Source organism: Streptomyces sp. NPDC107559 (assembly GCF_055657365.1).
Genome location: NZ_JBVKBD010000003.1, coordinates 190405 through 204543, shown reverse-complemented (window position 1 = coordinate 204543; position 14139 = coordinate 190405). Strand labels below are relative to the sequence as shown.

General features: G+C 72.2%; 8 protein-coding genes. 2 read left to right on the top strand and 6 right to left on the bottom strand.

The features are described 5' to 3' along the window. Positions 1 to 141 precede the first annotated feature (141 nt). Positions 142 to 1065, top strand: a complete 924-nt coding sequence (locus tag ACZ7OY_RS12385) for an FkbM family methyltransferase (RefSeq protein ID WP_471911356.1) — start codon at positions 142 to 144, stop codon at positions 1063 to 1065. 133 nt (positions 1066 to 1198) lie between these two features. On the opposite strand, the gene ACZ7OY_RS12380 is transcribed toward ACZ7OY_RS12385, so the two are convergent. Together ACZ7OY_RS12380 and ACZ7OY_RS12375 are read right to left on the bottom strand one after the other, a co-directional pair. After that, positions 1199 to 1969 (bottom strand): glycosyltransferase family 2 protein, encoded by a 771-nt coding sequence (locus ACZ7OY_RS12380; protein WP_471911355.1) that lies wholly within the window; start codon positions 1967 to 1969, stop codon positions 1199 to 1201. A gap of 185 nt (positions 1970 to 2154) precedes the next feature. Next, on the bottom strand, positions 2155 to 6342 hold the full coding sequence (locus ACZ7OY_RS12375; RefSeq protein ID WP_471911354.1) for an nSTAND1 domain-containing NTPase: 4188 nt from the start codon (positions 6340 to 6342) through the stop codon (positions 2155 to 2157). Between the two features lie 550 nt (positions 6343 to 6892). Between ACZ7OY_RS12375 and ACZ7OY_RS12370 the strand changes: the two genes are divergently transcribed. Beyond that, entirely contained in the window at positions 6893 to 8101 is a 1209-nt protein-coding gene (locus ACZ7OY_RS12370) for a hypothetical protein (protein ID WP_471911353.1), read from the top strand. Positions 8102 to 8224: 123 nt separating this feature from the next. On the opposite strand, the gene ACZ7OY_RS12365 is transcribed toward ACZ7OY_RS12370, so the two are convergent. From ACZ7OY_RS12365 to ACZ7OY_RS12350, 4 genes are all read right to left on the bottom strand, one after another. Next, on the bottom strand, positions 8225 to 10102 hold the full coding sequence (locus ACZ7OY_RS12365; protein ID WP_471911352.1) for an RAD23 family protein: 1878 nt from the start codon (positions 10100 to 10102) through the stop codon (positions 8225 to 8227). Between the two features lie 223 nt (positions 10103 to 10325). Beyond that, a complete protein-coding gene (locus ACZ7OY_RS12360; protein WP_471911351.1) occupies positions 10326 to 11534 on the bottom strand; it encodes a helix-turn-helix domain-containing protein in 1209 nt (402 codons plus the stop codon). Between the two features lie 406 nt (positions 11535 to 11940). Continuing rightward, positions 11941 to 12159 carry a helix-turn-helix domain-containing protein gene (locus ACZ7OY_RS12355; RefSeq protein ID WP_471911670.1) on the bottom strand — a complete coding sequence of 73 codons (219 nt, stop codon included), beginning with the start codon at positions 12157 to 12159 and terminating at the stop codon, positions 11941 to 11943. 1406 nt (positions 12160 to 13565) lie between these two features. Further along, the coding region (locus ACZ7OY_RS12350) for a tetratricopeptide repeat protein (RefSeq protein ID WP_471911350.1) at positions 13566 to 14139 on the bottom strand (574 nt) is incomplete at its 5' end.

Genomic DNA, 14139 nt, shown 5'->3' with positions numbered 1-14139 from the left:
GCTTGTCGAGTGGTTCGCCGGGTCCTCGTACGGGCAGGCACCAGGCAGGCGGCGGCGCGGGCCGCGCCACCGGGTTCCGGACGATGCGACGGGAGTGCGGATGACGGTCTTCGTCGTCGGGGCGGGGCAGGGGCCGGCGCGATGAGCGGTCCGGTCGCGGAGCTGCTGGTCACGCTCGGCCGTCGCTACGTACGGGACGCTCCCGGCTCGCTGGGCAAGGGACGGCTCGCCGCGCGCCACCTCAACCCCTATCTGCGCGACCATCCGCGCCGACGCGTCGTCGAGACCCGCTCCGGAGCCCGGTTCGCGGTCGACACCCGGGACCTGATCCAGCGCTACCTGTATCTCTTCGGCGTGTGGGAGCCGCACCTGACGGGCTGGCTGCGGCGCCGGCTGCGGCCGGGCGACTGCTTCGTCGACGTCGGCGCCAACGTCGGGGTGTTCAGCGTGCTGGCCTCACAACTCGTCGGTGAAACCGGCCGGGTGGTGGCCATCGAGGCCTCCCCGGACTTCCACCGCCGGCTGTCGCAGCAGTGCCGGCTCAACGGCTGCCGCAACGTCCGCGCGGTCAACGCGGCGGTCTCGGACGGCCACCGGACCCTGACCTTCGTCCTCGCCAGCTCCGCCAACACCGGGGCGAACAGCATCGTCCCGTACGACGGTCCGGCGGAGTCCACCTTCGACATCGCGGCCCGCCCGCTGCCGGAACTGCTCGAACCGGCCGAGATCGCCGCCGCCCGGGTCGTCAAGATAGACGTCGAGGGCGCCGAGGGCGGCGTCGTGCGCGGCCTGGCCCCCCTGCTGGACAGGCTCCGGCCCGACGCGGAGATCTGTGTCGAGGTGACTCCCGAGCGGATGGCCCGGCTCGGCGACTCCCCGGCGGAACTGCTGAGGACGATGACCGACGCGGGCTTCCACGTCTACCGGCTGGCCAACGACTACGCCGCCGAGAGCTACCCCGCGGCGCTCGGCGGAACCCCCGGCGTCGCGGTCCGTCTGCGCGGCCCGGTCACCGCCGAGAGCGACCTGATCTTCTCCCGGGTGGACGCGGAGACGCTTCCCTGACCGACCCGGCCGGCCGGCCGGTCATACCCGTACCCGTACTCGTACCCGAGTCCGCACCCACGCCCGCACCCACGCCCGCACCCACGCCCGCACCCGTGATCCGGCACCGCGCCACCCGGCGCCCGCGCGGAGGTCAGTCCGCGGCCGGATACCCCCAGCGCAGCCCGGCCAGCGCCCTCGCCCGCTCCTCCACGACCGTCATCCGGGCGGCCCGTTCGGCCGGGTCCGTGTGGGCCGCCTGGCCGGTCGCCTGCCCCTCCCACTTGCGGTAAAGCAACCCCGCCCGCGCGGAGAACCAGCCCCGGCTCACGGAGTTCAGCGCCAGCAGCAGACCCGTGTCCTCGGACGCGGGCAGTGCCATCCAGCCGCCGAGGGCGAGCAGCAGTTCCCGGCGCACACAGAGCGTCGCCGGATGGACCGGGGCACGGAAGTCGTTCGCCTTCCAGAAGTCGAGCACGGCGCCACGCTCGACGGGCCCGTCGTCGGGGTCGCCGGGGAAACCGGCCGTCGAGCCGTCGGGCAGCACGTCCAGGGCCCGGGACGTCGTCCAGCCGATACCGGGATCGGCTTCGAGGACCGCCAGGTCGCGGGCGAGGGCCCCCTCGGTGAGCCGGTCGTCGGCGTCCAGGACCTTCACGTACGCGCCGTCCGCGCGGGCCAGGGCGATCGTGCGGGCGACGCCGGGGCCACCGGGGCGGCCCTGTCCGAAGGAGACCCGCGGGTCGTCGGGGACGTGACGGCGGACCGCGTCGGTGCGGCCGTCCTCCTGGATCACCCACTGCCAGTCCCAGCCCCGCGGCAGCCGCTGCGCGCACAGCGAGCGGTGGGCCTCCGGCAGGAACCGGGCCGAGGGCGGGTGGACGGCGGTGACGATGACGATGCGCCGGTTCACCGCGGCACTCACCACCTCTCCAGGAATCCGGACGAGCGGGGAAGACGCGGGCCGGGGTCACCGGCACGCAAGCGCCCGACCGCTGGCGACGGGGGATGCACCAGCGATCGGGCTATGGCCAAGCCTAACAAGGCCGCTCCTTCGGCGGAGGGCGACTGCTCGGGCCCCCGGGCGCTGTGATCGGGATCACCGCGATGTCAGGGGGCGCACGGGGGGTCGTAGGAGAGCCGGGGCAGGTATTCGTGCCATTTCGCCGGGGTCAGGACCCCTCGTGTGGTCGAGCAGATGTGGCGGATGGCCGCGTCGGCGTCCAGATTCCACAGCCGTACGGTGTCGGCGCCGCTGGACACCCCGAGCAGCCGGCTGCCCGGCCCGAACGACAGGAAGTTGCCCGTCTTGGCGTTGGGGCTCAGCGACTGCCCGATGGGCGTGGCGTCGGAGGGGTCGGCGATGTTCCAGAGCCGGACGGTGTTGTCGTTGCCGCCGCTCGCCAGGGTGCGGCCGTCCGCGCTGAACGTCAGCGACACGACCGCCTCGGTGTGACCGGTGAGCGGGGAGCCCAGCCGTCTGGCCCGGCCGGGGTCGGTGATGTCCCACAGCCGGACGGTGTCGTCGTCGCTGCCGCCGGCCAGCGTGTGCCCGTCCGGGCTGAAGGCGAGCGTGTTGACGGGGCCGAGATGCCCCGCGAGCGGCGCGCCGAGCGGGACGGCGGCGGCCGGGTCGGTCACGTCCCACAGCCGTACGGTGTCGTCCGCGCCGCCGCTGGCCAGCGTCCGTCCGTCCGGGCTGAACGCGAGGGTGTACACGTATCCCCGGTGGCCGGTCAGCGGGGTGCCCAGGGGCCGCAGCCGGGCCGGGTCGGTGGCATCCCACAGTCGTACGGTGCGGTCGTCGTAGGCGGTCGCGAGGGTGTGCCCGTCCGGGCCGAACGCCAGCGCGTCGGGGCCCGCGTACCGCGTCCGCAGCGCCACCGGCGGGGCGTAGGGCACCGGCCGGGCCGGGTCGGCGACGTTCCACAGCTGCATCGCCCGGTTTCCGGTCAGCACCGCCAGCGTGCGGCCGTCGGGGGAGAACACCAGGGAGCGCACATCGCCCTCCTCGGGCGTGAACGGCTTGCCCAGCAGCACCGGCCGGCCGGGCGTGCGGACGCTCCACAGCCGGACCCGCTGGTCGCGCGCGGCCGTGGCGAGCACCCGGCCGTCCGGCCGGAACGCCCCGATCCGGCCGATCATGTCGGACGTCGGTATCGACCACAGCCGGACCTTGCTGTCGCCGCTGCCGGTGGCGAGGGTGCGGCCGTCCGGGCTGAAGCCCAGGGCGTACATCTCGCCGCTGCTGCCCGCGAGGGGCTCGCCGACCTGCGAGGGGTAGGCCGGGTCGCTGACGTTCCACAGGCTCGCCGTGCTGTCCGCGCTGGCCGCGGCGAGCATGGTCCCGTCCGGGCTGAAGGCCACCGACCAGACCGGTCCGGTGTGGCCGGCCAGCGGCGCGCCGAGCGGGACGGCGGCGGCCGGGTCGGTCACGTTCCACAGCCGTACGGTGTCGTCCGCACTGCCGTCGGCGAGCGTGCGCCCGTCGGGGCTGAAGGCCAGCGAGTGCACCGTGCCGGTGTGGCCGGTCAGCGCCGCGCCGACGCGCACGGGCCGCCGCGGGTCGGCCGTGTCCCACAGCCGGACCGTGTTGTCGTCGCCCCCGGCCGCCAGCGTCCGCCCGTCGGGGCTGAACGCCACGGAGCGCACCGCGGCCGCCGCCCCGCGCAGCGCGCCGATCGCCTCCGGGCGGCCCGGGTCGGCCGTGTTCCACAGCCGTACGGTGTGGTCCTCGCAGGCGGCGGCCAGGGTGCGGCCGTCCGGGGCGAACGCGAGCAGGTAGATCGTGCCGCCGTGGCCCTGGACCGGCCTGCCGAGCGGTCTGGGCCGGGCGGGGTCGGCCATGTCCCACAGCCGGATCGTGCCGTCGTCGCCGGCGGCGGCGAGGGTGCGGCCGTCCGGGCTGAAGACCGCGCTGCTCACCCAACTCGCGGGCCCGGTCAGCGGCTTGCCGAGCGGCTTCGGGCGGCCCGGGTCCGACACGTCCCACAGCCGTACGGTCCGGTCGTAGCTGGCGGTGGCCAGCAGCCGGCCGTCCGGGCTGAACGAGGTGAGGTAGACGGCGCCGGTGTGGCCGAGGAGCGGGGTGGCCAGCGGTGCGTTCACGATCGAGACCAGCCGGTTGTTCGCGCCCTCGTCGTCCGGCCGCAGCTGGTGGGCCACCAGGTCGAGCTGGGCCGACAGCGACGGATCCGTGTACTGGACGCGGTCGGCCTCGGCGACCACCTGCTCGAACACCGCGTCGTTGCGCTGCTGCCAGGCGACCACCGCCGAACCCACGGCCAGCAGCGCGAGGACGACCAGCGCCGACACCGCGCTCCGGCTGAGCCACACGGTGCGCCTGCGCAGCCGTACCGAGGCGGCCAGGAACTCCATCGCGCTGCGGGTCAGGAAGGTGTCCCCGGCGGTCTTCGCCCAGGCACGGGCCTGCTCCAGCCGGGAGCCGCGGTAGAGCAGCGAGAGGTCGCGGCCCGATCCCTCCCAGGACCGGCCGTCCTCCTCCAGCCGCTGGCGCACCAGGTGGTCGTTGCGGTCCTCGTCGATCCAGTCGCGCAGCCGGGGCCAGGCGTGCAGCAGCGCCTCGTGGGTGATCTCCACGGTGTCCGAGTCGAGCGTCACCAGCCGGGCGCGCACCAGCGCCTCCAGCGACTCCTCCGTCTTGCCGGGGTCCGTCGACTCCTCCGCCAGCTGGCGCCGGGTCCCGCGCCTGCGGGTCGCCTGGGTGTCCTCGCCGAGGCGGACCAGCCTGAGCAGCAGCAGCCGCGCGGCCGTGCGGGCCGCCGGGTCGAGGCCGGACCAGGCCTGTTCGGCGGTCGCGGCCACCGCCCCCTGGATGCCGCCCGCCGCACGGTAGCCGGCCAGCGTCAGCCGCCCCGCCTTGCGCCGCTGCCAGGTGGCGAGCAGCGCGTGGGACAGCAGCGGCAGCACCCCCGCGTCGTGCGCCCCGCGGGGGCCGTCGGCGCTCACCTCCCGCACGATCAGTTCCGCGAGCCCCGGTTCCAGTTCCAGTCCCACCGCCCTGGCCGGTCCGGTCACCGCCTCGCGCAGTTCCGTGGTGGTCAGCGGGCCCAGCACCATGTGCCGGTGCTGGAGCGCGTCGGACAGCTCGGGGTAGCCGAGGCACTGCTCGTAGAAGTCGGCACGGATGCCGAGGACCACGAGCACGGGAGGCGGGGCGTCCGGGCCGCCGTCCGGTGCGCCGGGTGCGGTGGGGTCGGGGGGCGTGCACGCGGCGTGCAGGAGCCGGATGAAGATACGCCGGTCCGTCTCGTCGGCGCAGAGGGTGAAGGCCTCCTCGAACTGGTCCACGATGACGACCGGGCGGGCGGCGGAGGCCGACTCCCGGCGCGCCCACGCCGTGACGGCCTCCCGTACGGCGTGGGCGAAGCGCGGGCTGCCGGCCTCCCGCGCGGCGCCCGCGAACCGTGGTGCGCCGGGCTCGGAGGCGGCCGCGCTCCCCTGCACGCCGGGCTCGGGCGCCGTGGTGTTCCGCGCTCCGGGCTCGGGCGCCGTGGTGTTCCGCACGCCGGACCCGGGCGCCGTGGTGTTCCGCGCGTCGGCGACGACCTCGCGCAGCCCGGGTATCCGCCGGGTGAGCTCCGCGAGCGGATCGGCACCCGGCACCAGCTGGATCACCTCGCGGGCCCGGCCGTCCGTCTCGCCCTCGGCGCCGCCGGGCGCACGGTCCCGCAGTGCGGGTACCAGACCGGCGTTGAGCAGCGAGGACTTGCCCGCTCCCGAGGCGCCCACGAGCATGACCAGGCCGCCCGTGCGCTCCGCCGCGCGCAGCTGGGCGACCAGGGAGGCGGTGCTGCGGTCCCGGCCGAAGAACCACCGGGTGTCCTGCGGCCGGTAGGGAGCGAGCCCGCGGTACGGGCACACCCCCGCGGGGACGGCCGCGGTGTCGCCGTGCGGCTGTCCCGGCTCCGCGGCCGCGGCGGCCGGGTGGTCGCCGACCGGGTCGGCCACCGCCCGTTCCCACAGCCGCTGCCACTGGGCCAGGTCGTACAGTCCGGTGGACACCGGTGTGGGCCGGGCGCGCCGTGCCTCGGGGATCAGGATGTGCAGCACCGCGGCGAGGGCGGTGAACTGGGCCGGTACGTTCCGGGCCCGCCGCCAGTCGCTGATCCGCTGCACGGACACCCGTACGGGACGGCCGCGTTCGTCGAACCGCTGCAACCGCACGACCGCGTCGGACACGCTCCGCAGCGGCGGGTTGCCGGCCTCCCGGTACAGCAGCGCGAGGCGTTCCGCGAAGGCCGTGCGTGCCCCCGAGTCGGAACTCAAGGTCCCCACCCCTTACTTCCCCGCACCGGAACGTCCGGACCGGAAAACCCACTTTATACGGCTGACCTGCGAAGAAGGCCTTGTTCCGGCCCCGGAACCTCCTCTGCGGGCGCCTCGGCTGGCAGGATCATGCCGTAGCGGAGCGGTGACGGGTTGTCGCAGAGGCGGTCGACCAGCCCGGCATTCGGAGAGGCACCTCATGGCACCGTACGTTCTCGGCCGGATTCGGCCGGAACCACGGGACGGCGGCCCAGGCCGCGGCGCATGAGTCCGGCAGGACCCGCGGAGCCGGCCCCCACGGGGCGGGCTCGCACCTGACCGCGGATCCGGCCTTTCCGGGGCCGTGCCGACCCGCCGCGACGGCACGGGCCGACGCCGTTCGCGGTACTGCTCGACACCGGTCCCCACGAGGGGAGGGACCGGTGCCGGACGACCCTGCGCCGACCGCTGCACACAGAGGCCGTCTTCCCGGTGGAGGACGGCCTCGAAGCCGTTTCCGGCGGTCCGGAGGTGCCGAACCCGTCGCGCAGAATGGTTCCTTCCTGACAGGCTCGGACCCGTGACGTACGTAGTGACCGTGGACACCTGCATCCCGGAGGGGACTCCGGAGATGGACCCGCTGCAACGTGCCGGCGCCGTGGCACTCATCGAAGAAGGATTCGACGCCGTCAGGTCCGTCGAAGGACCCGACGGCGTGGAGGTCGAACTGCTCGACAGCATCGTGGCCGTCCACCCCGGCGGCGCCCTGCTGAAGGTCGTCGTGGACGCCCCCGCCCTGGAACTCGCCGAGGAGTCGGTGCAGGCGCTGGTGGACGAACTGCTGGAGCGCACGGAACTGCTGGTCGACTGGACGATCGAGCGGTGCGAGGTCGAGCTGCACGAGGATCTGGCCAGGAAGAGCCTCGACGCCGCCGACGGACCCGACGCCCCGCCCGACGACCCGGCCGCCCGCAGGGCCCGCCACATCGAGGACCGCGCGGCGGAGGTCACCGAGGGCCTCCCCGAGGCCGAGGCGAAGGCGACGGCCGCCCGGGCCCGGATGATGGACCTGGCCGACGAACTCCGCTCGTTCTCCCCGGCGGTGTTCGGCGCGCCGGACGAGGACGAGGACGAGGACGAGGCCGAGGCCGGGGACGAATACGGGACCGGGACCGGGACTGGGATCGGGCTCGGGCTCGGCGAGGGACCGGACCGCGGGGACCGCGCGGTTCCCGCGGAGAGCGCCCGACTCGCCGCCGGCGCCCTGGTCCACGCGACCGACATCCTGGTGGACGGGCTGTTCCAGGACTTGCAGGTCCTGACCCAGGAGGACGCCACCGTCGCCGAGTGCGAGGGGCCCCTGTGGCATCTGGAGCGCCTGCCCGACCGCTATGCGCTCAGGTACGACGCCCACTTCGCCCGCCGCTTCCTGGTGACCGTCATCGCCATGACCACGCGCTTCACCGACGGCAGCTTCCAGCGGCTCAGCTGTGTCGCCGAGGAACTCGCCCTGAGGTTCCTGCTGAGCGAGACGATCACCACCCTGGAACTGCACGGCCTCCTGGACGACGACGTCGCGGCCGCCCTCGACACGTTCGCGGGCAACGTCTACGAGGACATGGACCACGAGTGGCTCTACGACGGCTCGCTGCACGGCACGGACGAAACCGCTCCGGGGGCCGCGCTGGGCGCCGCCCCCATGTCCTTCCGGTCCTGGTTCACCCCGTTCGACCCGGGCAGGTACGTACACCCCTCGGCGACGGACGAACCGGAGAGCGCGGCCCGCTGAGGCCGACTCGCCTGCGTTCCTGCGCCGTTCGGATCCGGGGGACCGGGCCCGCGGTCCCGGTGACGGCGAAGGGCGCCCCGGAGGTTTCCGGGGCGCCCTTCCTGTGGCCGTCGGCCAGGTTGCTCAGCGCACGTCCACGTAGTCGTGGTAGCTCTCGGCGTCCACGTAGGAGCCGGACGCGAGGTAGACCGCGACCCAGGTGCCGTCCTGCTTCGCGGTGAAGCGGGCGGTGAAGCGGCCGTGGGAGTCGCTCTTGACGGTGCCCAGGGCCGTCCAGGACTTCTTGCCCTTGGCCTGGAAGAGGATGTAGACGCGCTGTTTGCCGAACGCCACCCACTTCGTACCGCTCAGCCGCTGCAAGGTGCCGGTGGTGGTCACGGTGTGACCCTTGCGCACCGGCTCCGGACCCGCGTTGAAGCCGGTGATCCGGGTGGCCGTGCGGTTGAAGTGCACGGAGTTGGAGTAGCCGGGCTGGTAGTCCGAGGACCCCGCCGAGTACAGCCGCCAGTAGCCCTTCGGCACCGCCACGTACCCGTCGAGGTCGAAGGTGCCGTCGGCCTTCGTGTTGAACCAGCCGAGCGTCTTCCAGCCGGTCCTGCCGTCGGCCGACTGCTGGAGGTACAGCTTCCGGTTCGGCGGCACCTTGCCGTTGCTGCTGCCCATGCTGCCCTGGATGTGCAGGTTGGAGTATTCGTCGAGCCAGCTCGAACAGAAGCAGATGTGCGTCCGGTTGACGACGTCGACCTTGAGCTGCGCCTGCGAGGCGGTCAGATACGGGTCGGCGAGGTAGCCGACCGGGCTGGTCTCCACCGTGAACGTGCCGTCGTCGGACGGCAGGTACGGGTAGGTGAGCGCGAAGCGCCCGTCGGTACCGCTGGTCGCCTTGGCGTAGTAGTCCATCTCGAGCGCGACGCCCTTGGCCGGGCGCCAGGTGCCGTCGTACAGGTACTCCACGACACCGGAAGTGGACACCTTGACGCCGTAGTTGATCCGCACGCTGGAGTGGTCCAGCCGGATCCGGCTCGGGCTGACCACGACCGGCAGGGTCTTGCTGTCGACCAGCACATAGGTGTTCGTGCCGTCGGGGTTGGCGATCCAGAAGGAGAGGGAGACCGGCACGGACGAGCCGTCCGGCCTCGGCGCCACGTCGATCGCGTAGCTGCCGTCGGCGGCGGTGACGGCGTTGTAGGCGTACTCGGCCGTAAGGCTCAGCGGCTTGCCGGCCAGCGGCGCGGTGTCGCCGGTGATCGGGTCGAAGAGCGAGATGCGGCCGCTGAGCGTGATGTGCCGGTGCTCGGCGTCCAGCACGTCGGGGCTGATGCTGCGGTCGGCGAAGACCGGCTTCGGCTCGACGTCCACGGTGGTGGCGTGCGCCGAGGAGGTGCTGTCGCCGTCGCTGTCCTGGGCGCTGACCGTCACGTCGTAGCTGCCGTACGAGGGCAGTTGCGACATGCGCGGTGAGCGCCAGACGCCGTCCTGCGGCGTGCCGGAGACGAGCGTGAAGCCGGTGACCGTGACGGTCGACGGGTTGGCGCCGCGCAGCGCGGTCAGGTCGGCGGACACCTCGGTGACCGCCGAGTCGGAGGAGACGGCGACGGTCAGAAAGCCGGTGTCGGAAGGGTCCGAGCCGACGTTGCCGAACACCGGGGCGCCGCCGGTGCCGTCGGCGGGCGCGGGGTCGCCGGAGGGCGGGTCGGACGGGGTCTGGTCGGCGGGGGCCGGGGTGTCCGTCGGTTCGCCGACGGGCGGGTCGGCCGGGGCCGGGGTCTCCGAAGGAGTGCCGGATGGAGTGCCGGACGGAGTGCCGGACGGAGTGCCGGACGGGGTGTCGGTGGGCGTGTCCGCCGACGTGGGATCGGCCGTCGGGCTCGCGGTCGCGGCGGCCGCCGGGTCCTGCCCCGGCGTGTCGCCGTCGGCCGCGTACGCCGACGCGGGCGCCGCGAGGAGCGCGGCGCCCAGTGCGGCGGACACGGCCGCCGACACCAAGGAGCGTGTTCTCACTGCTGGATTCCCCCCACGGGAATGGCGCGGCCACGCTGCCCCGGGTGTGCGGAGGCCGGCCGCGCTTCGTTGTGCGGTTGCTGTGAACATGACGCAACGGATCGAACTCTAGTACCTGCAACTGACATGCAGGCAACGGGTTTTCGGAGCCGGCCGCTGACGTCATCTACCCCCACCTGCAAGGTCGTTGGCCGGTCGACGGGCGCGCTCGGCGGTCGCTCCGTCAGTCGCCGGTTGCCGCCATGTCGGCGGCGGGCATCGGGACCCAGCTGCCGGGGTGGTGATAGACGCGGTCGTACCGGTAGCCCGGCATCCCGATGGTGCTGGTGCTGCGGAAGGGGCGGCCGTGGTCGTCGACGCGGACCGTGCCGGTGCGGCCCTGTGAGGACCAGTCGAGGTCGAGGTACCAGTCGCAGGTGCAGGACTCGTCGGACGCGGAGACCACCAGGACTTCGGGCTCTTGCAGGGACACCCGGTAGGGGAAGTCGAACGCGGGGATCGGCGTGCCCGCCCCGTTGTTGTCGCCGGGCATCGGACGGGCCACGGGCTGGTGCGCGTCGAGGTCCACGGAGAAGAAGCGGGGGACGATGGAGGCGCCGCATCCGTCGCTCAGGGAGTAGACGCTGCCCCGGCCGGAGGCGGGGGTGACACGGCCGACCACGCGCACGTGCAGGGCCTCCAGGACGACGGCGGCGGAGCCGCGTCCCTGCACCGTGATCCGTACGCCGGTGGTGCCCCCGTGCACCGCCCGCTGGGAGGCGGCCCACGCCGCGATGTCCTCCGGGTACGGCGGCGGCGGGACCTGCCGCGGCGGCTTGGCGACGACATAGGACTCGCCGCAGCCGAAGAGTCCGGTGGTGTGCGAGTCGACGGTCCAGGTGAGCGGGGCCGACGCGGAGGGGGGTGCGGTGGCGGATGCGGTGAGGCCGAGGAGCGCGGCGACGAGCGAGGCCGCCAGCGCCGCCGACCGCACGGGCCGCCGGCGGGGACGCCCGCCGTGGAGCCGAGGCCGGGGCGACGAGGCCGACTCGGGGCGCCGGTCGGCCGGCGGGACCGGTCCGGGCGCCTGCACGGCAGGACCGCTGCCGCTCGCGGCGACGGCCGGTACGCCATCGCCTGCGGAGGCGCCCGATGCCGCTGCCTGCCGGGCAGGGGACAGGCGTGATCGTTGCCGCGCCGCGTCGGCCATGACCCACCGGTGGTGCAGTTCCATGCGTTCTTCGGGGGAGGCCCCGCAGAGCGCGGCGAACCGCTCGATTCCGGCGAAGTCCTGCGGGACCGCTTCTCCGGAGCAGTAGCGGTGCAGGGTGGAGGCGTGCACGCCCACGCGGCGGGCCAGTGCCGCGTAGCTGCGGTCGGTGCGCTCCTTCAGCCGCGTCAGCAATAACGCGAACTCCGCGACGTCGTCTGCGTCATCGTGGATCGAATCCATATGGCCCGCACCCGCCCCGTACCCGTATCCGCCTGCCGGCCCGCACAGGCCGGCCCCAATGGGGCACGGCACCCCCGGCGCTCCCCCTCATACCTGCACACCGATACGCGGGGAATGGTTCCAGCGCCCCGAAGCATGAACACGCATACAGAAACAGGTGAGGCACCTCCCAGATCTGGGAGGTGCCTCACCTGCTGTTTCGGCTGTCGGGGTGGCGGGATTTGAACCCACGACCTCTTCGTCCCGAACACGATTGGGACCTTCGTGACCTCGTCGGGTCGGTCGTTAACCTGCCCGTTCGCACTCGACTTGTCCATTACCGTCCGGGGCGGTCTCAGTGCGTGCGCCTTGTTTGGCCCCCCGTTTGGCCCCCGGTGAGCCTCCAAGCGGCGGCTTCCGTGCCAGGTCAGGCAGTGTCGGACTGCTCGTGCAGAGAGGCTGCCATCTCCCGGACAGCCCACTCAGGGATACGAAACGCGCGACCGACGCGAATCGCAGGGAGCTCACCGCCGTGCACCATGCGGTAAACAGCCATCTTGGAGACTCGCAGGATCGAGGCGGCTTCTGCGACGTTTAGAAATTTGACTTCGTTGAGCGGGCGTTCGCCTTGAGTACCGTGCCGCAGCGCCAGTGGATCGAGCCATTTAGCCGTCTCGCGTTCCGACTTTGTTACTCGGTTCTGTTTGGCCACGAGCGGCTGCTCAGTGGAATTTACTAACTCCGCCCACGTCTCCGAGGGGGTTGCGGGGGCTGGATTTGAAGCCTGGGCAGTTGGTTCAGCCGGCACAGTGGCGATTGGCATGCGAGCGAGGGCTGCGATCAGTTGCGCTACGAAGCCCTTCGGCCGAACTGGGCGAACCGATGGGCGGAAGGCGTCGGTCTCTCGCGCAAGTGAGGCACGCACCTGATCAGTGAAGGACTTACGCGACACCAGCCTCACCTCCCACAGAGGTCCCAGTCTGCTCTGGCGAGGCAGGGGGTGCTCCGGCCGATCCGCTGGATGGTGACGAAGCCGGCGCGGGTGCCGATGCCGGCGCAGGCTCCACGGCTGGATGGGAGAGCCCCTGACGCAGGAGTTGCTCTACGATCTTTGGGGCTGCCACACCAACCGCGATCGCCCCCAATGGGCCAGCTATCTGCCCCGAGCTTCCGAAGGCAGCGGCTAGCCCAGCCCCAAGCGCATTCCGGATGATCAGCGCGACTAGGTAGGGAGCCAAGGGCACCTCGTCAGGCATTCTCCACGGGAAGCCCTTTACTCGCTGGATCGCGCGATATAGATCAAGCCCCTCGACTGCTGCCGCCCCTGCTAGCCCCCATAGGCAAGCTGTCCACCATTCCACGCTGACCTCCCCTGCCGGACATGGCGGTGCAACTGAGCCAGCATGGCGGAAGACGGCTGCTCTGCGCCATAGGACGAGCGAAGCCGCAGCTACAGAGGCGGTGAGCCGGATCGGCTTCCGGGGCTGGGAGAGTTGTCCCGGCAACAGATACGAACTCCTTGAAGATTGATCAAGAGCCGCTCAGCTTCCGCGTATTTCGCCTCAGGGCTAGAAATGAGACTCGGGACCGCCGCGCGGCCCGAACTCGCGCCATTCCGTATCCGCTAACAGAAAACCCCAGGTCGCAGATGGTGTGACCTGGGGTCTAGCTGAGCCGCCTTCGGGATTCGAACCCGAGACCCACGCATTACGAGCTGTCCGGGCTTGTTCCGTAGTTGTCCAGGGACCTCCGGCAACGGGTTCGCGTTGCCGGTCAGGTGGCATGCCAGACGTCCACGGACAAGCACTCACGGCACCGGATTGAGCAGCAATCGAGACTAGAACCGAGACTGACCCCAGCCGCCCGGCTCATCTATGGCGACCAAGGTGCGCGCTTCAGTTGAGCAAAGCGCGATCGGGTCTCGCACGGGCACCGGTACAGGCTCTCGACATACGCGGCCGCGGCAGTCGCCCCGAGAACATACTTCGCGAGTACGAGCATGCAGCCTAGCTCGCGCGGACGAGATTTCCAGGCAAGCGGGTCGGAGGCCGCTCAGCTTCGCCTCAGCCAGCGTTCGTTGTGCGTGATTGCCCATGCAGTCAACACCTGGCCTTCGCGGTAGCGGTCACCGAGCTCGCGGCAGATGGCCAAGTCCTGGGTGTGGGCGTCGATGGCCTCCTCGAACCGCCGCACCTCCCGCAGAGCGAGGCCGAGATTGTTTAGCGCTTGTCCTTCGCCATGCCGGTCACCGAGCTCGCGGCAGATGGCCAAGTCCTGGGTGTGGGCGTCGATGGCCTCCTCGAACCGCCGCACCTCCCGCAGAGCGAGGCCGAGGTTGCCCAGCGCCTGTCCTTCGCGATACCGGTCACCGAGCTCGCGCAAGACGGCGGCGGCCTGGGTGTGGGTATCAATGGCCTCCTCGAACCGCCGCACCTGCCGCAAGGCGAGGCCGAGATTGCCCAGCGCCCGGCCTTCGCCATGCCGGTCACCGAGCTCACGAAAGACGGCGGCGGCCTGGGTGTGGGCGTCGATGGCCTCCTCGAACCGCCGCACCTGCCGCAAGGCGAGGCCGAGATTGCCCAGCGCCCGGCCTTCGCCATGCCGGTCACCGAGCTCACGAAAGACG

Coding starts and splice junctions, on each gene's coding strand:
- ACZ7OY_RS12385 (WP_471911356.1), top strand. CDS start 142: ATGAGCGGTCCGGTCGCGGAGCTGCTGGTCACGCTCGGCCGTCGCTAC.
- ACZ7OY_RS12360 (WP_471911351.1), bottom strand. CDS start 11,534: ATGGATTCGATCCACGATGACGCAGACGACGTCGCGGAGTTCGCGTTA.